22 protein-coding genes are annotated in these 21,907 nt (G+C 66.8%); 11 read left to right on the forward strand and 11 right to left on the reverse strand.

Going from position 1 to position 21,907, the window contains the following annotated elements; genetic code table 11:
• Nucleotides 1–13: 13 nt before the first annotated feature.
• From H6955_06820 to coaBC, 3 genes are all read right to left on the reverse strand, one after another.
• Complete coding sequence (locus H6955_06820; GenBank protein MCP5313249.1) at nt 14–1,549, reverse strand: phosphomannomutase/phosphoglucomutase; 1,536 nt, start codon at nt 1,547–1,549, stop codon at nt 14–16.
• 1,043 nt (nt 1,550–2,592) lie between these two features.
• Entirely contained in the window at nt 2,593–3,048 is a 456-nt protein-coding gene (gene dut / locus H6955_06825; protein MCP5313250.1) for a dUTP diphosphatase, read from the reverse strand.
• Complete coding sequence (gene coaBC / locus H6955_06830) at nt 3,020–4,237, reverse strand: bifunctional phosphopantothenoylcysteine decarboxylase/phosphopantothenate--cysteine ligase CoaBC (GenBank protein ID MCP5313251.1); 1,218 nt, start codon at nt 4,235–4,237, stop codon at nt 3,020–3,022. The genes dut and coaBC overlap by 29 nt, the downstream gene beginning before the upstream one ends.
• Nucleotides 4,238–4,372: 135 nt before the next feature.
• Between coaBC and radC the strand changes: the two genes are divergently transcribed.
• The 3 genes from radC to rpmG all read left to right on the forward strand — a co-directional run bounded on the left by radC (nt 4,373) and on the right by rpmG (nt 5,578).
• Nucleotides 4,373–5,047 (forward strand): DNA repair protein RadC, encoded by a 675-nt coding sequence (gene radC, locus H6955_06835; protein MCP5313252.1) that lies wholly within the window; start codon nt 4,373–4,375, stop codon nt 5,045–5,047.
• A gap of 113 nt (nt 5,048–5,160) precedes the next feature.
• Nucleotides 5,161–5,397 (forward strand): 50S ribosomal protein L28, encoded by a 237-nt coding sequence (rpmB, locus tag H6955_06840; protein ID MCP5313253.1) that lies wholly within the window; start codon nt 5,161–5,163, stop codon nt 5,395–5,397.
• Nucleotides 5,398–5,410: 13 nt separating this feature from the next.
• On the forward strand, nt 5,411–5,578 hold the full coding sequence (gene rpmG, locus H6955_06845) for a 50S ribosomal protein L33 (protein ID MCP5313254.1): 168 nt from the start codon (nt 5,411–5,413) through the stop codon (nt 5,576–5,578).
• Between the two features lie 66 nt (nt 5,579–5,644).
• Here rpmG and H6955_06850 read toward each other — a convergent pair whose 3' ends face one another.
• Entirely contained in the window at nt 5,645–6,820 is a 1,176-nt protein-coding gene (locus H6955_06850; GenBank protein MCP5313255.1) for a fatty acid desaturase, read from the reverse strand.
• 255 nt (nt 6,821–7,075) lie between these two features.
• Nucleotides 7,076–9,040, reverse strand: coding sequence for a hydantoinase/oxoprolinase family protein (locus H6955_06855; GenBank protein ID MCP5313256.1), 1,965 nt, complete (start codon nt 9,038–9,040; stop codon nt 7,076–7,078).
• Here H6955_06855 and H6955_06860 point away from each other — a divergent pair.
• Genes H6955_06860 through mutM form a run of 5 tightly spaced genes read left to right on the forward strand, consistent with a single transcriptional unit; the run spans nt 9,039 to nt 13,168 of the window.
• Entirely contained in the window at nt 9,039–9,848 is an 810-nt protein-coding gene (locus tag H6955_06860) for an ABC transporter ATP-binding protein (protein ID MCP5313257.1), read from the forward strand. The genes H6955_06855 and H6955_06860 overlap by 2 nt on opposite strands.
• Nucleotides 9,845–10,585 (forward strand): ABC transporter permease subunit, encoded by a 741-nt coding sequence (locus tag H6955_06865; GenBank protein ID MCP5313258.1) that lies wholly within the window; start codon nt 9,845–9,847, stop codon nt 10,583–10,585. The genes H6955_06860 and H6955_06865 overlap by 4 nt, the downstream gene beginning before the upstream one ends.
• Nucleotides 10,585–11,874 (forward strand): GldG family protein, encoded by a 1,290-nt coding sequence (locus H6955_06870; protein ID MCP5313259.1) that lies wholly within the window; start codon nt 10,585–10,587, stop codon nt 11,872–11,874. The genes H6955_06865 and H6955_06870 overlap by 1 nt, the downstream gene beginning before the upstream one ends.
• Nucleotides 11,871–12,353 carry a hypothetical protein gene (locus tag H6955_06875; protein ID MCP5313260.1) on the forward strand — a complete coding sequence of 161 codons (483 nt, stop codon included), beginning with the start codon at nt 11,871–11,873 and terminating at the stop codon, nt 12,351–12,353. Before H6955_06870 ends, H6955_06875 begins: the two co-directional genes overlap by 4 nt.
• A gap of 2 nt (nt 12,354–12,355) precedes the next feature.
• Nucleotides 12,356–13,168: a bifunctional DNA-formamidopyrimidine glycosylase/DNA-(apurinic or apyrimidinic site) lyase gene (gene mutM / locus H6955_06880; GenBank protein MCP5313261.1), complete on the forward strand. Its 813-nt coding sequence runs from the start codon at nt 12,356–12,358 to the stop codon at nt 13,166–13,168.
• Here the strand turns inward: mutM and ggt are convergent.
• From ggt to H6955_06910, 6 genes are all read right to left on the reverse strand, one after another.
• Nucleotides 13,107–14,873, reverse strand: coding sequence for a gamma-glutamyltransferase (gene ggt / locus H6955_06885; GenBank protein ID MCP5313262.1), 1,767 nt, complete (start codon nt 14,871–14,873; stop codon nt 13,107–13,109). The genes mutM and ggt overlap by 62 nt on opposite strands.
• Nucleotide 14,874: 1 nt before the next feature.
• The gene (locus tag H6955_06890; protein MCP5313263.1) at nt 14,875–15,129 is read right to left on the reverse strand and encodes a YfhL family 4Fe-4S dicluster ferredoxin; all 255 of its coding nucleotides are present in this window, start codon (nt 15,127–15,129) and stop codon (nt 14,875–14,877) included.
• A gap of 34 nt (nt 15,130–15,163) precedes the next feature.
• Complete coding sequence (gene coaD, locus H6955_06895) at nt 15,164–15,643, reverse strand: pantetheine-phosphate adenylyltransferase (protein MCP5313264.1); 480 nt, start codon at nt 15,641–15,643, stop codon at nt 15,164–15,166.
• Between the two features lie 71 nt (nt 15,644–15,714).
• Nucleotides 15,715–16,326, reverse strand: coding sequence for a 16S rRNA (guanine(966)-N(2))-methyltransferase RsmD (gene rsmD / locus H6955_06900; GenBank protein ID MCP5313265.1), 612 nt, complete (start codon nt 16,324–16,326; stop codon nt 15,715–15,717).
• On the reverse strand, nt 16,287–17,633 hold the full coding sequence (locus H6955_06905) for an insulinase family protein (protein ID MCP5313266.1): 1,347 nt from the start codon (nt 17,631–17,633) through the stop codon (nt 16,287–16,289). The genes rsmD and H6955_06905 overlap by 40 nt, the downstream gene beginning before the upstream one ends.
• Nucleotides 17,623–18,996, reverse strand: coding sequence for an insulinase family protein (locus H6955_06910; protein ID MCP5313267.1), 1,374 nt, complete (start codon nt 18,994–18,996; stop codon nt 17,623–17,625). The genes H6955_06905 and H6955_06910 overlap by 11 nt, the downstream gene beginning before the upstream one ends.
• Before the next feature lie 182 nt (nt 18,997–19,178).
• Between H6955_06910 and ftsY the strand changes: the two genes are divergently transcribed.
• From ftsY to ftsX, 3 genes are read left to right on the forward strand one after another with little or no spacing between them, the layout of a single operon-like run.
• A complete protein-coding gene (gene ftsY / locus H6955_06915) occupies nt 19,179–20,153 on the forward strand; it encodes a signal recognition particle-docking protein FtsY (GenBank protein MCP5313268.1) in 975 nt (324 codons plus the stop codon).
• Nucleotides 20,154–20,202: 49 nt separating this feature from the next.
• Nucleotides 20,203–20,874 carry a cell division ATP-binding protein FtsE gene (gene ftsE, locus H6955_06920; GenBank protein ID MCP5313269.1) on the forward strand — a complete coding sequence of 224 codons (672 nt, stop codon included), beginning with the start codon at nt 20,203–20,205 and terminating at the stop codon, nt 20,872–20,874.
• Nucleotides 20,874–21,836 (forward strand): cell division protein FtsX, encoded by a 963-nt coding sequence (gene ftsX, locus H6955_06925; GenBank protein MCP5313270.1) that lies wholly within the window; start codon nt 20,874–20,876, stop codon nt 21,834–21,836. Before ftsE ends, ftsX begins: the two co-directional genes overlap by 1 nt.
• The last annotated feature ends 71 nt before the right edge of the window (nt 21,837–21,907 follow it).

The following is a 21,907-nucleotide window of genomic DNA, read 5'->3' on the forward strand; positions in this document are numbered from 1 at the left end:
CGCGGTATTGTTCTTAAAAGGGTGCCTGCATGTCGGGGGCCACGCGACGCAACAGATCGCGGAACCTTGCCTTGATCTGTTCGAGCGCGTCCTCGTCGTCCGCCTCGAAACGAAACGTCAGCGAGGGCGTGGTATTCGAGGGGCGTATCAGGCCCCAACCGTTGGCGAACTCGACACGCAGGCCATCGAGTTCCACCAGCCGGGCATCATCGAATACCTTGTGCGCATCCAGTGCGCGCATCAGGTTCGGACTCTGACCTTCCTCGAGCATCAGCTGATATTCCGGTGTAGACGGGCTGGATGGCAACTCGCCAAATACCTCGGAGGCCGGCCGCGAATCGAGCGCCAGCAACTCCAGGACACGCGCCGCCGCGTAGATCGCATCGTCAAAACCGAACCAGCGTTCCTTGATAAACAGATGACCCGTGAATTCGCCACCGAGCAACGCACCTGTCTCGAGCATCTTGGCGCGCATCCGCGAATGCCCCGATTTCCACATGATCGGCCGGCCGCCATGGCTGAGCACAAAACTCGCCAGATGCCGACTCGATTTGACGTCGTACAGGATATCCACGCCGGGGTGACGACCGAGCACATCGGCCGCGAGCATCATCAGCACCTTGTCCGGCCAGATGTTGTTGCCCGCTTCGTCGATCGTGCCAAGGCGGTCGCCGTCGCCGTCGAACGCAAACCCGACATCGGCGCCCTGGGACTGGACCTCGCGCATCAGCGCCGCAAGGTTGTCAGGCTGGTTCGGGTCGGGGTGGTGATTGGGGAAGGTTCCGTCCGGCTCACAGAACAGCGGCGTCACTTCGCAGCCCAGGGCCTCGAACGCGGCGACCGCCAGATCACCCGCCACCCCGTTGCCGGCATCCACGACGACCTTCAGCGGCCCAGCGAGTTGCACCTCGCGGGTTACCGCCTCGACATACTCCCCGACCAGGTCGATGCGTTCCACGCTGCCCTGTCCGCGCCGCAGTTCGCCGCTCATCATGCGCAGTCTCAAGTCTTGCAGGTCGTCGCCATCCAGCACCCGATCGCCAACCATGATCTTGAAACCGTTGTAGCGACTCGGGTTGTGGCTGCCGGTAACCATGACCCCGGCCTGCGCGACCTGAGTATGCAGCGCAAAATTGATCAGCGGCGTGGGCGCCATTCCGGCATCCACGACGCGGCACCCGGTCCCCACCAGGCCGCGGATCAGTGCCGCCGACAGCTGCGGACTCGAGGTCCGCGCATCGCCGGCGACCACCACCTGGTTGCCCCCCTGGTCGAGCACCAGGCTGCCGACCGCGCTGCCCAACAGCTGGGCAATCTCGGGGGTCAGCTCCTCACCGACGATGCCGCGTACATCGTAGGCGCGGAACAATTGCTGCGGGACATCGGCGACCGGATTCGCCCGGGCGCCTCCCAATACATCCGCCGGGTCGTTCTCGAGCTCCTCGACTTCGACACCGAGCGACGCTTGCTGCGCCGCCGGAGCCGCGGGGATGCGCGCCTGCTTGCCCGTCTGCGCCGTACTGACAGCGGCCCTCGCAGGGTCTCCCATGGCGATCGAGGGATCGCGCGCGTCGCGCGCAAACTGCCCGAGCAATGCGATCGCATCGGCGGCACCCGACAGATTGGCCCGGCGCGGCGGCATCCCTTCTCGGCGCAGAATCGCCTCGCCCAAATTCACCACGGTGGCCATATCGTCACGCAGGTCGCGGCGCAGCATATGCCATTGCAGATACATCGTGAGCAGCAGCGCGAGTACGCTGCCCCCGGCCAGCGCGAACAGTGTCTGCAGGTCGTCCAGCCCCCCGGTTTCCGGCATCAGGCGATAGCCCACCTTCCAGATCGTCTGCGGCACATTGACGCCGCCGGCCGCCGGCAGGTCCTCGTTGCCACCCGGGCCGGAAGCCAGCACGTAACCCCCGTCTCCCCCCTGCAGCAACTCCACCCGGCCGGGGAAGGGCGGCGACGATTCCACTACCGCGATCAGAGGCCGCAGATCCCATGCGGCGAACAGTACGCCGCCCTTCTGCCCTGCTACCGGCAGCGGCAACGCGATCGCGAGATAAGGCGCACCCGACTTGATCTGATGCACCTCGGCAGGGGTGGGACGGCCGCTGTCGAGCGTGCGATGCAGCATGTCCAGACCCGCGTACCCCATCGGTGCCGGACCGTCGAGATCCGGCTGGCTGGTGTCGGAGGCGAGTACCCGGACCTGCAGCAGGCCGGGGATACGCTGCTGCAGCGATGTTTCCAACGCGCCCATCGACGCGTGATCGCCGGCCGCGAAAATCTTACGTGCCTGCGGTTCGTTCAACGCCAGCGTGAGCAGATCTCGGCGCGCGATGATCTCGCCTTCGAGTCGGCCGGCAAGTGCAGTCGCGACGCTGATCGCCGCACTTTCGGCGGCGCGTGCCGTGGCCGTGCCGATACTCTGTTGGGCCAACACCGCAGCCAGTAGTATCAGCAGCGTGGCGACGACCACCGCCGGCGCAAAGTACAGCAGCAAGGGTCTGCCACTGCGCCGCTTGGCGGCTTCCGTGGCCGGCTGATTGGCGGCCTGTTGGGGTTTGCGTTTGAACATTCCCAGGTTATGTCCTAGTGGCGTCCCGAATGGCCGAATCCACCGGCGCCACGGTCGCTTTCGTCAAATGTATCGACCTGTTCGAATACCGCGCGCACCACCGGCAGCAGCACCAGTTGGGCGATCCGTTCGCCGACTTCAATGCGGAACGGTGCGCTGCCGCGATTCCAGCAAGATACGAAAAGCTGTCCCTGGTAGTCCGAATCGATCAGTCCCACCAGATTGCCCAGCACGATGCCGTGCTTGTGGCCCAGGCCGGAGCGAGGGAGGATCACCGCGGCCAGCGCGGGGTCGGCGATGTGGATCGCTATGCCGGTCGGGATCAATTCGGTCTGCCCTGATGCCAGCTCCAGCGGCTCGTCGAGCATCGCCCGCAGGTCCATTCCGGCGGCGCCGTCGGTCGCGTAATCGGGCAGTGGGAAGGTGTCGCCGAGGCGGTTGTCAAGAATCTTGAGTTGCAGTCTGTGCATCGAAACGGTCCGCGATCAGTTCGGCCAGCTGGGCCGCCAGCTGGGTCTTGGGTTGTCGAGCGAGGGGCCGCCGCCCACCGTCCCAGATAACCAGTAGTGCGTTGTCGTCCACTTCGAATCCCTGAGCCGCACCCACCTGGTTAGCGGCCACCATATCCAGGCCCTTAGCACGCAGTTTTGCCTCGGCATTCGCCGTCACGTCGTCCGTTTCTGCGGCAAATCCGACACAAAACGGCCGTTGAGTGCCTGCTGCGACCTCGGCCAGGATATCCGGGTTGGGTATCAATTCGAGCGTGAGCCCGCTGGTCGTCTTCTTGATCTTCTGTTCGGCAGTCGCCACCGGTCGATAGTCCGCGACCGCGGCACATGCCACGAAAATGTCCGTCCCTGGCAACGCCGAAAACACCGCTTCACGCATCTGCCGCGCCGATTCGACATCGATGCGGGTCATCACCCTGGGCGGCGTGGCGAGTTCCACGGGGCCGCTGACCAACACGACCTCCGCGCCCTGCGCGGCAAGGGCCCCGGCCACCGCGAAGCCCATCTTGCCCGAACTTCGGTTGCCGATGAACCGCACGGGGTCGAGCGCCTCGCGCGTCGGGCCTGCAGTGACCAACACCCGCCGGCCGACCAGGCGGCCCTGGGCAAACTGTTCGGCCAACGCAGCCAGCAGCCGCGCCGGTTCGACCATCCTGCCCGGTCCGACATCACCACAGGCCTGCTCGCCCTCGTCCGGACCGACCAGCTTCACGCCGCGAGACTGCAGCAGCCTCACGTTCGCCTCGGTGGCCGGGTGCCGCCACATCGCCTGGTTCATCGCCGGCGCCATCAGCACGGGCGCATCTGTCGCCAGGCACAGCGTACCCAACAGATCTCGCGCCATCCCTGCGGCCGCCTGGGCGAGAAAATCGGCGGTGGCCGGCGCGATCACGACGAGCTCCGCCCATCGGGCGAGCTCGATATGGCCCATGGCCGCCTCGTGCGCCGCATCAAACAAGGCACTACGCACGGCCCTCCCGGTCAGCGCCTGCAGCGTCAACGGAGCGATGAACTGCCCGGCCGCTTCGGTCATCACCACCTGGACCTCGGCACCCGCCGTCGTCAACAGGCGGGCCAATTCAGCCGCTTTGTAGGCAGCGATCCCGGCGGTGATACCAAGCAGCACTCGGCGTCCACTGAGCGGATGCATCGAACTGGGCGATTCCTTAGATTCCGGGGCTGTCGATGGGCCAAGAGTAACCGACCGGCCGCATGCGGCAAAGCAGGCTTTACGGCAAAGGATCGGTTCGGCTAGGCTTTCGTCGCTTCATGGAGGAAGACGGCGATGGCAATCAGGGACTGGCCGGCCAACGAACGGCCGCGCGAGCGCCTGCTCGCACACGGCGCGCGAAGCCTCAGCGATGCCGAACTGCTGGCGATCTTTTTGCGTACCGGGGTCCGGGGCAGCAGCGCCGTCGATCTGGCACGCGACCTACTGACCCGGTTCGGCAGCCTGCGTTGCCTGCTGGCGGCGCCACGCGAGGCGTTCTGCGACGCTCCGGGGCTCGGCGATGCGAAATTCGCCCAGTTGCAGGCGGTCCTGGAGATGGGACGCCGCCACCTGTTCGAACGACTGGAACGCGGCGAGCCCCTGTCGAGTCCACGGCATTCGGCGCAGTATCTCATCGCCCGACTGCGCGACCACCCCTACGAGGTATTCGCGGTGCTGTTCCTCGACAACCGGCACCGGGTTCTGGCGTTCGAAGAACTGTTCCGCGGCACCATCGACGGTGCCAGCGTCCATCCGCGCGAGGTGGTGCGTCGCGCGTTACGACACAATGCGGCCGCAGTGATCCTGAGCCACAATCACCCTTCCGGGATCGCGGAACCGAGCCGGGCCGATCAACAGATCACCGCCAAATTGCGCGACGCGCTGGCGTTGGTCGACGTCCGCGTACTGGACCATCTGGTCGTCGGCGACGGGGAGTGTTGCTCGCTGGCGGAACGCGGCCTGCTCTGAGCGCTCGGCCACGGGTTGACCGATATCCGCGGTTCCGGTATAAATTGCGGCCTTTCCGCCCGCCCTAAGGCTCGGGCACGACGAATACAACGCGCTTTTTCGAGGCCTCAACCATGTCTAAAGTCTGCCAGGTCACCGGCAAACGGCCGATCACTGGGAACAACGTATCCCACTCGCATCGCAAGACCCGGCGCCGCTTCCTGCCGAATCTTCATTACCATCGCTTCTGGGTGGAGAGCGAGCAGCGTTTCGTGCGGCTGCGCGTTTCCGCCGCCGGTATGCGGATTATCGACAAGAAGGGCATCGATTCGGTGCTGAACGAGCTGCGCGCGCGCGGCGAAAAGGTCTGAAGGAGCGACTGACATGGCTAAAGCGGTACGCGAAAAGATCCGCCTGAACTCGAGCGCAGGCACCGGACACTTCTACACCACGACCAAGAACAAGAAGACCATGACCGGCAAGATGGAGATCAAGAAGTACGATCCCGTCGCCCGTAAGCACGTGATGTACAAGGAAGGGAAGATCAAGTAAGGGCCTCGCCGGGCGCCCGAAAAAAAACCGCCTTTCGGCGGTTTTTTTGTGCCCCGGTGACATGCCTCAGACGGGTGCCGGTGCGTAGCTGCGCAGGTTGCGCGCGAAATCCTGCAGCGCCTTGATACCGCTGCTGTCCGCCTCTCGGCACCACTGCTGCAGCGCACCGAGCAGTGCGTCCTGGCTGGAAGCGGTGCGCTCCCAGACCTGTTGCAGCTGCTTGCGGAACCGGTGCACCGTCGCCAGCATCTGGCTGCGATCGAGCAGGTTCTCCAGCCGCTGCCGGCTTTGTACGTCGAGCGAGGACTCTTCTCGCGCCAGCAGCCTGCGCGCCTGTCGTGCCAATCGCCGGCAATGCCGCTCGGAACGACAGAACTCGGCATCCGCGACCGGCTTGATCACCTCCCGCGCATAGTTCGCCAGCACATGCATGCGGTGCGTGACCACGGCCCTGACGGTATCCATATCGATCACGCTCTTGTCGCGCAGCCGTGATGGCCGGCGTGCCACCCGTCGGACCCGGGCGAGACCCAGCACCGACAAGGTGCGGATGTAGAACCAGCCGATGTCGAACTCCCACCAGCGCGCGGACAACTTGGCCGAACTCGGGAATGCATGATGGTTGTTGTGCAGTTCCTCGCCACCAATCAGGATGCCCCACGGGGAAATGTTGGTCGCCGCGTCCGGCGACTGAAAATTGCGATACCCCCAGAAGTGCCCGACGCCGTTGATCACCCCGGCGGCAAAGAACGGGATCCAGATCATCTGCACCGCCCACATCGCGATGCCCGGGATTCCGAACAGGGCGACATCGATCAGCAGCATCACCGCAATACCCATGAAGTTGTACGGCGTATACAGTCGACGCTCGATCCAGTCGTCCGGGGTACCGTGCGCGTAACGCTCGACCAGCTCCGATCGACTCGCCGCCTCCCGGTATAGCTCGGCACCTTCCAGCAACACCTTGCGCAGACCGAGCACCTGGGGACTGTGCGGGTCCTCCGGCGTCTCGCAGCGGGCATGGTGCCGGCGGTGCACGCCGACCCACTCGCGCGTGATCATTCCGGTCGTCAGCCACAGCCAGAATCGGAAGAAATGCGCGATCACCGGGTGCAAGTTCAGTGCGCGGTGCGCCTGGCAACGGTGCAGATAGACGGTGACGGCAACGATCGTCACGTGGGTCATCGCCAGGACAATCAATATCGACTGCCACCAGGCGGGTGCAAGCAAACCTTCGGTCATGAAGAATTCCTCGGGACCTTAAATCGAAATAATTGCGGATCCGATCGACAGAGGGTAACGGAAGTTCCGCGAAAACCTGAGCGCCGAGGCCCCGGAAGGTGCCCTTTAGGGAATCTGGGCCCCATGCGAGGTGGAGAGGCACCCGACAATGATACCCCGGATCACCGGGTGCCCGAAATTCCGCTCAGCCCCGGGGCACCGATGACCTGCCCGTCGCAGCCGGCGATCACGCCAAAGGTTCCGACGCCCACCGCATCAGCCGATACGGCGCAGCTGGAGATTTCCGATGCGGTCGACGCTGAGCCGCCAGCCCGGTGCCACCCAGGTCGTCGCGACCGGCTCCATCACCAGAAGCGGCCCGTCACACACCTGCCCCGACACCAGTTCGCCGCGGCGATGGCATGCAGCCGCGTACGCTCCCCCGAAGACCTCGCGGACCGCAAAAGGCCTGGCAGGCGGGCCCTCGGCGGCCACCGGCAGGCGCAGATCGGTCGCCGGACCGCGCACCCACTGGCGCAGATTGACCACCTCAACCGGCAGATCGAGCCGATGACCGTAGCGTGCCAGGTGGCGCCGATGGAACGCCTCCCGGGTGGCCTCGACGCCGTGCCAATCGATATTCAGCGTATACGCCTGACCGGCGTATCGCAGATCGACCGAGGCCGTGGCGGTACAGTCCGCGGCGGCAAACCCCTCGGCCTGCAGCTCGTCGGCACCCTGTCTGTACAAGGCGTCGAAGATCGCCGCGATCTCGGCTTGCGGCAGCCCGTCCAGCAGCCCGATGTGGGTGCGCGACAGCTGCCGTCCGGGCCGGGCCGCGAGCATGCCGAGTGCCGATAACACCCCGCCGTGCATCGGAATCATCGCGGCTGGCGTACCGAGCAGGTCCGCCAGCGCACAGACGTGCAGGCCACCTGCCCCGCCGAATGCGACCAGTACGTGCTCGCGCGGATCGACGCCCCGCTTGATCGAGATCGCACGCAACGCCTGCGTCATGTGCTCGTTGGCGACCGCGACGATATCGCGGGCCGCGGACAGCAGATCCGTGCCCAACCCGCTGGCCAGCGCCTGCATCGCCTGCCGTGCGCCTTCCAGATCGAGCGGCATCGCGCCGCCAAGGAAGGCGTCGGGCTGCAGCAGACCGAGTACCAGATTGGCGTCGGTGACGGTCGGCGCAACGCCACCGCGCGCATAGCACACCGGCCCGGGATCGGCGCCGGCCGATTGCGGTCCGACCTGCAGCATGCCCCCTGCGTCCAGCCACGCGATCGAGCCGCCGCCGGCGCCGATGGTATGCATATCGACCATCGGCACGGCGACGGGAAACCGCCCGATGCGACCGTCGGTGGTCAGTCGTGGCTGCGTCTCGACCAATGCGACATCGGTCGAGGTTCCCCCCATGTCGAAGGTCAACAGGCGTTCCTGGCCGGTCGCGGCAGCGAGCTGTCGTGCCGCGATCAGCCCCCCCGCGGGGCCGGACAGCAACATGCGTACCGCGTGGTCTGCGGCCTGCGCGGCCGCCACCGTGTCCCCGGAACTCTGCATCACCGCGACCGCGGCATCACCGATCCCCTGCTGCAGCCGCCGCAGGTAGCCGGCCACCCGTGGCCCGACCCAGGCATTCAGCCAGGTTGCCATGCCGCGTTCGAACTCGCGCACCTCGGGCAGCACGCGCGACGACAGCGAGACGAACAGGTCCTCAGGCAACGCGCCGGCGATACGGGCCTCGAGTGTCGGGTCCAGGTAAGAGAACAAGAGGTTGACCGCGACCGCCTGCACACCGAGCCGTTCGGCCGCCGCGCGGATCTCCGCGAGGTCCCGGTCGGTCAGCGGCTCGAGCAGCTCGCCACGCGCGTCGAGCCGGCCCCCGGTCTCGATACACAGGTCCGGCGCAACGACCGGCGCTGTGGCTGCGGGTTGCAGGTCGTACAGCGCGGCACGCTGCTGGCGACCGATGTTGAGCAGATCGGCGAAACCACGGTTGCCGACATAGAGGGTCTTGACACCCTTGCCCTCGAGCACTGCGTTGGTCGCCACGGTCGAACCATGTACCAGATGCAACGGCTGGCCGGCCAGGCCCATCTCGGCGACACCCTGGAGAATCGCGCGCTCCGGTGCGTCGGGCGTGGACAACACCTTGTGCACGCGCAAAGTACCGTCCGCGTCGAGCAGGACGAAGTCGGTGAAGGTACCGCCAGTATCGACGCCGAGTCGCAACATGCGGCGCATTGTAAGAGATGCATCCGGTTTCACCGCACAGGGTTCGCAATTTGCCGCGCGCACGGTAATCTGCCGCGCCATGGAAGCCGTGTTGTCCGCCCATGATCTGAGCTATGGCCCGCCGCGCCAACCACGCGTACGCCGGATCGACCTGCAATTGACTGCGGCCGACCGGCTCGGCCTGCTCGGACTCAACGGCGCCGGCAAGTCAACGCTGTTGCAGCTGCTCGCCGGCGTGCTGCCGCCGAGCGCGGGTGAGGTACGCGTGCTCGGCCGCCGTCTCGATGCCGACGGGCACGCCGCGCGCCGACAGATCGGCTACCTTCCGCAGCGCGTCCCCGCATATCCGGAACTGAGCGTGCGTGAGAATCTCGCCTGGGCCGGACAGCTGCACGGATTGCGCGGACGCCCGCTGCGCGAGGCGATCGCCACGGTGCTCGCGCAGGTCGAGCTCGGTAACGTCGCCGACCGCCTTGCCGGTCGACTTTCGGCCGGTATGCTGCAGCGCCTCGGCCTGGCGCAGGCGATACTCCATAGGCCGCGCGTCCTGATCCTCGACGAACCGACGGCGAGTCTCGATCCGCTGCAGACCGAACAGATCCGCGACCTGCTCGGCAGGCTTGGCGACGACGTCAGCCTGGTGGTCGCAACCCATCTGCTGGACGATGTACTGCAGCTGTGTGGACGCGTGATCCTGCTCGATCAGGGGCGCCAGGTCGCCGAGCATCCGGTGACCGCCGATATCGACCTGCTCGCACATCTGCGCGCCGGGCTGAACGACACCGGCCTGCACCAGGCTGCGCGATGATCTGGACCATTGCACGCCATGAATGGCGACGCCTGCACAGCGCGATCACGTTCTGGCTGCTGCTGGCCTTCGCACAGCTGCTGATCGCCTGGCTGGCATTCGCGCAACTGGAGACGTTCGCGACGATCGCACCGCAACTGACCGCCGCCGGCGCACCGCTCAGCGCCATGGATCTGGTGGTCGTCCCCACCTTCAACAGCCTGGTGTTGCTGCTGCTGCTCGCGGCGCCGCTGCTGGCGATGGGCAGCCTCGCCGGCGAGGTCCGCAGTGGCCGCATCGCCCTGTGGCTCGCGGCGCCGGTTGCAGCGCTGCGCATCGTGGCGGGCAAGGTGATCGGGCTCTGGCTCGCGCTCCTGCCGCCACTGGCGACCTGCATGCTGACGCTGGCCGCGCTGGGCCTGGCGATCGAAATCGACCCGACGCGCTTCGTACTCGCAGCCACGATGCTCGCCGTGTTCACACTGTGGCTGAGCTGCATGGGGGTGTTCCTGTCGAGCCTGTTCGACCACCCGGCCGCGGCGCTGGCCGCGTGTTACGGGATCCTGCTGTTCCTGTGGCTGCTGGATTCACTGAGCGGGAGCCAGGCGGCCTGGTCGTGGTGGGCATTGCTGCCGCACCTCGAACCGGCCTTCGATGGCCTACTGCGCAGCCAGGACATCGTGTTCTTCGTCGCCAGTGGCGCCGCCGCCTGGCTGCTCGCCGGCTACCGTGTCGCGCGACGGCGGGGAGAACTGTGATGCTGCGCCGCCTGGTCTTCCTCGCGCTGGTCGCCGCGTGCCTGTGGTTCGCGGCAAGGGTCGGTGACCGCCATTCGTGGCAGCTCGACCTCAGCAGTGCGCAGATCCATACGCTCAGCGAGGCGGCACAACGGGCGCTCGACGCCCTGCCCGATGGTCTGCGCATCACGGCGTTCGTACCTGACCTGGTCGTCGACCGCGCACGGATCGAACAACTGCTCGCCCCCTATCTCGCACACCCGCGGGTCCGGCTGTCTTTCGTCGACCCGCTGCAGGACCCGGAAACCGCGCAGGCGCAAGGCGTGCAACGGCATGGCGAGTTGCACCTGCTGAGCGGGCAGCGGCGCGAGGTCGTGGTCTCCCCGTCACGCGGCGAACTCGACCGCGCACTCAACCGGCTGGCGCTGCAGGGAGAACGCTGGATCGTGAGTTTCACGGGACAGGGCGAGAGCCGGATCGACGGGGCGCCGGGCGGCCTGGGTGATTTCGTCCGACACCTCGAAGAACAGGGATACCGGGTGGTCGAACTCGACCCGCGCCAGCTCGATGCCCTGCCCGACAACACGGCGTTGCTGCTGATCGCCGGACCTCAGGGCGAATACGGACCGCACACCGAACGCCTGATCGAGCAGTTCGTCGACAGTGGTGGCGGCCTGTTGTGGCTGTTCGGCGACGCGGAATCAGCCCTAGTCGAACGCCTGTTCGGCGTGACAGCACTGCCCGGTATCGTGGTCGACGCGGCCGCGGCCCAGTACCGACTGGAGCGCCCGGACTATGCGGTCGTCTCCCGGTTCCCCACGCAACTGCCGGGGCTCGGCGATGGATACGCCGCGCTGAGCCAGGCGCATGCCCTGGCCTGGCAGACGCGCGAAGACTGGCAGGAACGCATGCGCCTCGAGAGCAGCGCGCGCAGCTGGAACGAGACCGGCAGCCTGCGTGGCGAGATCGCGCGCCAGCCCGACCTGGGCGAACAGGCCGGTCCGCTGACGGTCGGCATCGCGCTGGAACACGCCGCGACATCACCGGCTGCGCGGGTGATGTTCGTCGGCGGACGACAGTTCCTCGGCAACGGCCAGATCGGGCAAGGCGCCAACCTGGCATTGGGTCAGGGCCTGGTGCGCTGGCTGACCGCCAATCAGGGGCTCGCGGCGGCGCCGCCGGTTCACGACCTGGGCGTTCGCTGGTCACCGCAGACCGCTGCCGCTTTCGCGGTCGGACTGATGGCCGGGCTACCACTGTGTTATCTCGGTCTCGGATTCTGGTTGCGCCACCGGCGACGCCGTGCATGAGTAGCTGGACACGTCTGAATCTGCTGCTTGCCGTGCTGCTCGGCGCCCTCGTGGTGGCGGACCAGTGGGCGGGCGTTGCGACCGCGAACGGGCCATTGACGCCGCTCGATCCCGACGAGATCAGCTCGCTGCGTGTCGAACGCGCAGACCGCATGCAACTCGCACTGACGCGCACCACCGACGGCTGGACACTGGAATACCCTGCCGGCGGCGCAGTCTCCGGGCAGCGCGTCGCGCCGTTGCTCGCGCTGGCCAGGGCGCCGGTATTCGAACGCTTTCCGGTGAGTCGCGATCTGGCCGCGTATGGCCTGGACCCGCCGCAGGCGGTGCTGCTGCTCGACCGGCAGCGATTGTTGTTCGGTGGCCGCGAACCGACCCAGCAGGGCCGCTATGTGCTGGTCGGCGACCAGATCGCAGTGATCGACGACGTCTACTTCAACCTGCTGACCCTGCCGGCACGGCATTTCACCGGTGAGTGACGATGCCTGAACTGCCCGAGGTCGAGACGACGCGGCGCGGAATCGCACCTCACCTTCAGGGACAGACGATCGACGGCGTGCGTATCCGTCAGCCCAGGCTGCGCTGGCCGGTCCCCGATCTCGCCGCACTGCTGGGTGGACACCGCGTGCTGCGGGTCGAGCGGCGCGCGAAGTACCTGTTGCTGCGCTTCTCGCACGGCACGCTGATCATCCATCTCGGCATGTCCGGCAGTCTGCGTATCGCGCCGGCCGCCAGCCCGCCGCGCCTTCACGACCACGTGGACCTGTTGTTTGGCGAACGCTGCCTGCGCCTGCACGACCCGCGCCGCTTCGGCGCCATGCTGTGGGCCGCCGGCGACGACCCCTCGCAGCACCCGCGCCTTGCAGACCTCGGCCCCGAACCGTTGAGCGAGGCGTTCGACGGTGCCTGTCTGCAGCGTGCCACACGCGGCAGGCGGACCCCGATCAAGGCGTTGCTGATGGACGGCCGGGTGGTGGTCGGCGTTGGCAACATCTACGCGACCGAGGCGCTGTTCCATGCCGGCATCCACCCGGCACGCGCCAGCGGACGGGTGTCTCGCGCGCGCCTCGACCAGCTCGCGGGGGCGGTCAAGGCGGTGTTGCGGCATGCAATCGAACGCGGCGGCACGACGCTGCGCGACTTTGTCAACGAGTCCGGTGAGCCGGGGTACTTTGCCCAGGAGCTGTTCGTCTATGGGCGCGCCGGTCAGCCGTGCCGGCGTTGCGGCAACGTCATCCGGACCCGCCAGATCGGCCAGCGCGCAAGCGCCTATTGTCCGCACTGCCAGCATTGAGCGCACCGTCGACCGCCGCCGGCCGCCGCACAGCGGCGCGCCCGATGCCGCGTGGATCCGCGGCGGCGTCGAGCCGGTCTGCGGCGATGTCCCAGACGATCGCCTGCATATTGCCGTAAGGATCGTCCAGCACCCTGATCGAATGACCGCGCCGCGCCAGCTCGTCGACCACCTCGGGCGGCAGGGCACCGGGTTCGACCTCGACCCGGTCCGGCAGGTACTGGTGATGAAAGCGGCCCGCCGCGACGATCTGCTCGGCCGAACGACCGTCGATGGCGTCCAGCAGACCGAGCAGGACCATGCTGATGATCCGCGATCCGCCGGGGGTGCCGAGGATCGCAAGCCGGTCGGGGCCCTCGACGAACGTCGGCGACATGCTCGACAGCATCCGCTTGCCGGGCGCGATCGCGTTGGCGGCGTTGCCGACCAGGCCGTAGGCGTTGGCGGCGCCCGGTTTGGCCGAGAAATCGTCCATCTCGTCGTTCAGCAACACGCCGGTCCCCGAGGCGACGAAGCAGGCACCGAACGGGTAATTGATGCTCAGTGTCGCCGCGACCCGATTGCCCTCGGCATCCAGTACCGAGAGGTGGGTGGTATCACGTCCCTCGTCGGACAGCGACGACAGCGCTTCGCTCGGTGTCGCCCGCTGCAGATCGATCTGCCGCGCCCGTCCGGCCGCATAGCGTGGACTGAGCAGGCGCGCGAGCGGCACCGAGACGTGATCCGGATCACCCAGGTAACGGGCGCGGTCGGCGTAGGCCCGGCGCATGATCTCGACCAGCAGGTGGGTGCGATCGGCGGGCGAAAGCCCCCGCAGCGGCCGCTCATTGAGCATCTGCAGCATCTGACCGAGCAGCACCCCACCCGAGGACGGCAGCGCCGCGCTGACCACACGCCAGTCGCGGTACCGCGTCACGACCGGCCGGCGCTCGACGACCCGGTACTGATGCAGGTCGCGCGCGGTCCAGATGCCCCCGCCGGCACGCACCGCCACGACCAGTTGATCGGCGATCTGACCGCTGTAAAAGGCCCGGGCACCGTCACGCGCGATCGCGCCTAGGGTCTCGGCGAGTGCGGGTTGACGCAGGCGAAAGCCTTCGGCGGGTATCTCGCCCCGGTCGAGAAACTGCTCCGCGGCCGCGGCGTCGGCGCGCAGCGCAGCGAGTCGAAACCCCGCCATGCGCCGGTAGACGCCGTCGACCGGGAAGCCATCGCGGGCGAGGATGATCGCCGGCGCGAGGCTCACCGAGAGTGGCAGCCGGCCATAACGTGTCGCGATATGTGCCAGCGCCGCCGGCACCCCGGGGATGCCGGCCGCCAGGGGCCCATCGATGGACGCTCGCGGGACCACCTGACCCGCGGCGTCCAGGTACATGTCCGCGTGCGCCGCGAGCGGCGCGCGCTCGCGACCGTCGACCATGACCTGATAGCCGTCGCGGGCACGGTGCAGCAACCAGAAACCGCCGCCGCCGAGTCCCGAGCTGTAGGGTTCGACCACTGCCAGCGCAGCGCTGACCGCGACCGCGGCATCGAATGCGTTGCCCCCTGCCTCGAGGATCAACAGGCCCGCCTCGGTGGCCAGCGGGTGTGCCGACGCGACCGCCGCCCCCGGAGGGCGCGGACCGGCCGTGGCCACGCTACACAGGCACCAGACAACAAAAAGGCTCCACCAGGGAGCCTTGTACAGTGAGCGGCGGCCGAACATGTCAGCCATTCGCGGCGGTGATGCGCTCGTATTTGGCCATCAGTTCTTCCTGGGTCTCGACATGGTTCGGGTCGTGCGGGATACAGTCGACCGGACAGACTTCGACGCACTGTGACGTTTCGTAGTGCCCGACACACTCGGTGCACAGATCCGGGTCGATCACGTAGATCTCGTCACCCTGCGAGATCGCGCCGTTCGGACATTCCGGTTCGCAGACGTCGCAGTTGATGCATTCGTCGGTAATCATCAATGCCATGTGGGCCGCTCCAAAATACTCAATGGAAATTAACTCAGGTACAGCGTTTGCTTTCGAGCAGCCGCTGTACCTCGGGATGCACGAATTCTGACACATCCCCGCCGAGCCGCGCGATTTCCCTCACCAAGGTCGAGGAGATAAACGCATACTTCTCTGCGGGCGTCAGAAAGATTGTCTCCACATCCGGCGCCAGCCGCCGGTTCATGCTGGCCAGCTGGAACTCGAACTCGAAGTCCGAGACAGCGCGCAGTCCACGAATCACGATGCCCGCGTCGTGTTGCTTGCAGAATTTCACCAACAGGCCCTCGAACGGCACCACCTCGACGCGCGGGATACCGCTGAGCGCCATCTTCGCCAGCTGCACCCGTTCGTCGATGCCGCACACCGGTGCCTTGCCGGTATCCTTCGCGACCGCGACAAGCACCTTGTCGAACAACCGCGTCGCGCGCATCACCAGGTCGCTGTGACCGTTGGTGATCGGATCAAAAGTACCTGGATAAACGGCTGTCTTCATTGCGATTCGTCATCTGGGTTCCCGCTCATCGCCAGTCGTCGCCGGCGTTGCGGGCATCAAAAGGCGCCATTCTAGCCCGGCTTGCTGCGCCGCAACAAACGTTGCGCCGACTGGCCGGCAACCCCCTGGCGATGCAGCGTCCAGTTGCCCGGCAACTCCGGCCATGGGTGTTTCGCATCCTGCTCAAGATAGACGATCGCGGCATCCGACAACCAGCCGTGTTGCTCCAGCAGCCGGCAGGTGTCGCCCAACAGCCCGGCCGCGAACGGCGGGTCGACGAAAACCAGGTCGTACGGCCGGTCCGCCGTGCTCTTCAGCAACCGCAGCGCATCGTCCTGCACCACCAGCGCATTGTCCTGTTCATGCAGCAGCGCGATATTCTCGCGCAGTCGCTCGGCTGCAGCGCGATTCCGTTCAACGGCCAACAGGTGTGCAGCACCGCGCGACAGGGCCTCGAGGCCGAGCGCCCCGCTGCCGGCGAACAGATCGAGACAACGGGCGCCGGGAACCTCGTGCTGCAGCCAATTGAACAGCGTCTCACGCACCCGGTCCGGGGTCGGACGCAGGCCTGCACCCGGCGCAAACCGCACCCGGCGCCCGCGATGCCGGCCACCGATGATGCGCACCTGATTGGCGGTCACCGTCAGCCGCTGCCGCCGACGATCACGGCGATCCCGGCCGATCCACCGATGCGCCGTGCGAATGCGTCACGCACCTGCTCGGTGGTGACCGCGGCGAGTTTTCCGGTCAGCGTATCCAGGTAATCGAGCGGATAATCGTAGAACCCCATCATCGCGATGTAATCGATGATCTTGGCGTTACTGGAGATGCGCAGCGGGAATCCACCGATCAGGTTCTGCTTCGCCGCATCCAGCTCTTTCTCGCTCGGTCCGTCAGTGACGAATCGTTGCAGCGTGTCGCGCATCACCTTCAATGCCTCGTCGGCCTGATCGTTCTTGGTCTGTGCGACCATCAGGAACGGGCCTTCGGCACGCATCGGGCTGAAATAGCTGTACACGCTGTACGACAGGCCACGCTTGTTGCGAACCTCCTCGCCCAGGATAGAGACCAGCGAGCCGCCGCCGAGCACGTGGTTGCCGACATACAGCGGAAAGTAGTCCGGATCATGGCGCGCCATGCCGGCCTGGCCGATGTAGATGTGCGTCTGCGATGAGGGAAACGCCTCATGCAGTTCGCCGCCGCTGATCGCCGGCGGCTGCGGAATCACCGGCGCCGGCTGGCCGACGGCGAGGCCCTCGGTGACCCGTTCGGCGATCGCCTCGGCGGTGACGCGGTCGACGTCCCCGACCAGTGCGACCACCGCGTTGCTCGCGACGTAGTAGCGCCGATGGAAAACCAGCAACTCGCCGCGATCGATCGCCGCCAGTGCACTCTCGGTACCAGTCGGCGAATGTGCATACGGATGGTCGCCGTACAGCGTCTCGAAAAACCGCCGCTGGGCGACGGTCGCCGGTGACTGCAGGCTGCTGCGCAGTCCGATCTGCAGCTGTTGTCGGACGCGCTCGATCGCATCGGGGTCGAAGCGCGGCCGCGCGACCACGGCCTGCAGGCTGTCCAATGCCGAGTCGAGCACCGCGGGATCCGTCAGGCTGCGCAGGCTGACCCAGGCCATGTCGCGCAACGAGCTGCTGCCCAGTTCGATACCACGCTCTTCGAGCCGCAGCGCCAACGCGTCCGCGTCCCAGTCGCCCGCGCCCTCGCTGAGCATGCTGTTGACGAAACGCGCCAGTCCGGGCCGTTCGCCGTCCCGGGCACTGCCCGCGTCGAACACGACGCGCACGTCGAGCATCGGCAGCTCCGGGGCGTGCACGTACATCACCTTGGCCCCGCGGCTGGTATGCCAGGATTCGACTGCCGGACCGGCCGACGCGACGACGGGCAGCATCAACAGGGCTGCAAAGAGCCACGCGGCGGCCCTGCGCCAGCCCACCGTCAGGACTCCGCGGTGCACACTGCCCTCAGCTGCCATGATGGCCCCCGGCGGCGGCCGCGCGTGGTGCGGATTTCTCGATGGGCAGCGGATCGAGGACTGCGACCGTGAGATTGTCGTCGGTCAGGTAACGCCGGGCGACGCTGCGCACCTGTTCCGGGGTCACCGCCTTGAGCGCCGCGATCTCCTGGTCGAGCAGACGCCAGTCGAGCCCGAGCGTCTCCAGCATGCCGATCTGCATCGCCTGGTAGAACAGCGAATCGGCCTCGTAGACCTTGCTCGCGACCGCCTGGGTGATCACCCGCTGCAACTCGGATTCGTCGACGAGCTCTTCGCGCAACCGCGCGACCGCGGCGCGCAAAGCCTGCTCCAGTTCCTCGACGCTGTGTCCGTCGGTCGGCGTCCCGTCGAGCGTGAACATATTCGGCAGCCGCCCGTAGCTGGTGTATTCCGCACCGGCACCGGCCGCGATACCGGTACCGCGGATCAATTCGCGCGACAGGCGCGCACTGTCGCCGCCATCCAGCACGCTCGCCGCCAGGTGCAGCGCGTAGGGTTCCCACGGCTCGGGCGCCTGGCCGATGATCGGCGTCTTGTATCCCATCACCAGGAACGGCTGGCGCGCGGGCACGCGCACCGTGACCCGGGTCTCGCCGGCCTGCGGCGGTTCCTCGACCGGTTTCTGGGCGACCGGCTCGCTCGGCGCCAGCGAGCCGAAATGCCGCTGGGCGATCGCCCGCACCGTCTCCGGCTCGACGTCGCCGACCACGACCAGGGTCGCGTTGTTGGGCGCGTACCAGCGCCGGTACCAGGCGGTGAGATCGTCGATCGTCATGTGTTCGAGGTCGTTCATCCAACCGATGATCGGATTGCGGTAAGGCGACGATCGCCACGCGACCGCGTTGAACTGCTCGTACACCCGCCCGCTCGGCTTGTCCTCGGTACGCAGGCGTCGCTCTTCCTTGACCACCGCGATCTCTTTGGCGAACTCGTCCGCATCCAGCAGCAGATTGCGCATCCGGTCGGCCTCGAGTTCGAGCGCACGCTCCAGATGCTCGACCGCCAGGGTCTCGAAGTAGGCGGTGTAGTCACTGCCGGTGAATGCGTTTTCGGTGCCGCCGAGCGCGGAGATGATGCGCGAGAACTCACCCGCCCCGACCTGCGGCGTCCCTTTGAACATCATGTGTTCAAGCGCGTGCGAGATCCCGGTGATGCCATCCGGCTCGTAGCTCGCCCCCACCCGGTACCAGACCTGGCTGACCGCAACCGGGGCGCGGTGATCCTCCTTGACGATCACCTGCATGCCGTTGTCCAGCTGATACTCCGTGACGTCCGCCAACGTCGGCAGCGAGAGCGTCCACAGACCGAGCACTACGATTCGAATCAGGTCTTTCAATGCCATCGGGGCTCCAAGATGTGCCGCTACCGGCGCCGGTGGTACGATGCGCCGCAACAGGCGCGGATGTGCGCCGTTCAACCCGGGATTCTTGCAAGCGGGCCTGGTGGCATCAACCACCGCCCGGTTGCGGTACTTGCGCCAGAAGACCGGCAGACCGGTTCAACAGTTCCCTAAGCAGTTACCCCATGTTCGGATTCGGCAAAAACAAGACGACTGACACCAAGGCGGAACCGGAGGTCAAACCCCAGGGCCTGTTTTCCCGCCTGAGGGCCGGTCTGGCGCGCACCCGGGCCACGCTGAGCGACGCGTTGGGCGATCTGCTCAGCGGCCGCCGGCAGATCGACGAAGACCTGCTGGAGGACCTCGAAACGCTGCTGCTGGGCGCGGATGTGGGCGTCGACGCGACGCGCCGGATCATCGACGACCTGACCGCGCGCGTGCGGCGCAAGGAACTGGCCGACCCGGCCGCGCTCGGCAACGCACTGCGCGCCCAACTGAGCGAGATCCTGCATGCGGTCGACACCCCCCCGGTCAAGGTACCGGACGGACGGCCGCTGGTGATCCTGATGGTCGGGATCAACGGCGCCGGCAAGACCACGACGATCGGCAAGCTCGCCCGCCGCTTCAAGGATGAAGGCCGCAGCGTCATGTTGGCCGCCGGCGACACCTTTCGCGCTGCCGCGGTCGAGCAGCTGCAGCGCTGGGGCGAGCGCAACGCGATCCCGGTGGTCGCGCAGTCGACCGGGGCGGATGCCGCCTCGGTGATCTACGACGCCCTGGCGGCAGCGACCGCGCGCCATGTCGACGTGCTGATCGCGGACACCGCCGGTCGCCTGCACACCAAGAGCAACCTGATGGACGAGCTGACCAAGATCAGCCGCGTGATGAAAAAGATCGATCCCGAGGCACCGCACGAAGTGCTGCTGGTGGTCGACGCAGGCACCGGGCAGAACGCCCTGAACCAGGCGATCGAATTCAACAATGCGGTCGGGCTGACGGGCGTCGCGCTGACCAAGCTCGACGGCACTGCGAAGGGCGGCATCATCTTCGCAATCGCCGAACGCCTGGGCGTGCCGATCCGCTTCATCGGTGTCGGCGAGAGTATCGAGGATCTGCGACCGTTCGACGCAGATGAATTCGTCAAGGCGCTGTTCGAGTGAAGCGGCGACAGCGACGACCAGGACAACGGGACCAGCAGCCGCCTGCGAGATGATTCGATTCGACAACGTCGCGAAACGCTATCCGACCGGCCACGAAGGGCTGTCAGGGGTCGACCTGCATCTGGAGCCCGGTGAGATGGCATTCCTCACCGGCCACTCGGGCGCCGGCAAGAGCACGCTGCTCAAACTGATCGGCCTGCTGGAACGGGCGACACGCGGCCAGGTGTGGGTGAACGGCCGCAACCTGAACAAGCTCAAGACCCGCGACATCCCCTACCATCGGCGCCAGGTCGGCATGATCTTCCAGGATCACCGCCTGCTGCACGATCGCACCGTGTTCGACAACATCGCGCTGCCGTTGGTGGTCGCCGGCATGGGGCATGCCGAGATCAAGCGGCGCGTACGCGCGGCGATGGACAAGGTCGGCCTGTTGAAGAAGGAGAAGGTGTATCCGATCACCCTGTCGGGCGGCGAGCAACAGCGCGTCGGCATTGCCCGCGCCCTGGTCAGCAAACCGCCGGTGCTGCTGGCCGACGAGCCGACCGGCAACCTCGACCCGGACCTGTCGCGCGAGATCATGGAATTGTTCGTCCAGTTCAACCAGGTCGGCGTGACGCTGCTCATCGCGACCCACGACGTCGACCTGATCAATCGTCTGGGCAGACGGATCATCCGCCTGCGCCACGGCCGTATCGCCGGCGACAGCGGGGGCACGGACTGATGGCGCGACGGGGCGAATCGCCAGCGAAGTTCCGGCGCAATCGCAATCCGCTCACATGGCTGCTGCGCCATGCGCAGATGTCGCTGGCCTCGCTGGGAAGGCTCAGTCGCAGCCCGGTCAGCACCCTGATGACCGCGGCGGTGATCGGTATCGCACTCGCGTTGCCCAGTGGCCTGCACCTGCTGGTGGACAACGTCCGCGGCCTGAGCAGCGCCTGGGACGGCACCGCGAGCATCTCGCTGTTCCTGAGCGACGCGCTGGATGCCGAGCAGGCCGAGGCGGTGCGCGCCCAGATCGCGCAACGCCCGGATATCGCAGAGACCCGGCTGATCGGGCGCTCGCAGGCACTCGACGAGTTCCGCCGCCTGTCGGGTTTCAGTGGCGCGCTCGACCTGCTGGACGAGAATCCGCTGCCCGCACTGGTGCTGGCACGCCCACGCGACGAGGACCAGGATGCCGCCGCGATCCACCGCATCGCCGAGGAGCTGCAGGCCTACCGCGAGATCGAACTGGCGCAGGTCGACCTGCAGTGGGTCGAACGCCTCGGCGCGATCACACGCACGATAGAGCGCGCAGTCGTGGTCCTGGCGGTACTGCTCGCGGCCGCGGTACTGTTGATCGTCGGCAACACCATCCGCCTCGAGATCCAGAGCCGACACAGCGAGATCGAGGTCGTGAAGCTGGTGGGGGGCACCGATGCGTTCATCCGCCGGCCGTTCCTTTACGAAGGCCTGTGGTACGGCCTGCTCGGCGCGCTCATCGCGCTCGGCCTGGTGCTGACGTCTTTGTATCTGCTCGACGGGCCGGTCGCACGCCTCGCCGGGCTTTATCAGTCGACCTTTGAACTCGCGGTGATCGACCCCTACAGCCTGCTCGGGATGCTTGTCGGTGGGCCACTGCTCGGCCTGGCCGGCGCGTGGCTCGCGGTCGGCCGGCATCTGGCCGATATCCAGCCGGAGTAACGCCGCGGCCGGCACGACGCGGATTGTGGTAGCGTCCGTCTGGGACGATCGCCCGAAGGCACTCAGGTCGA

This window comes from Chromatiaceae bacterium (assembly GCA_024235395.1).
In the GTDB taxonomy this organism is placed as follows: Bacteria; Pseudomonadota; Gammaproteobacteria; order Chromatiales; family Chromatiaceae; genus Thiosocius.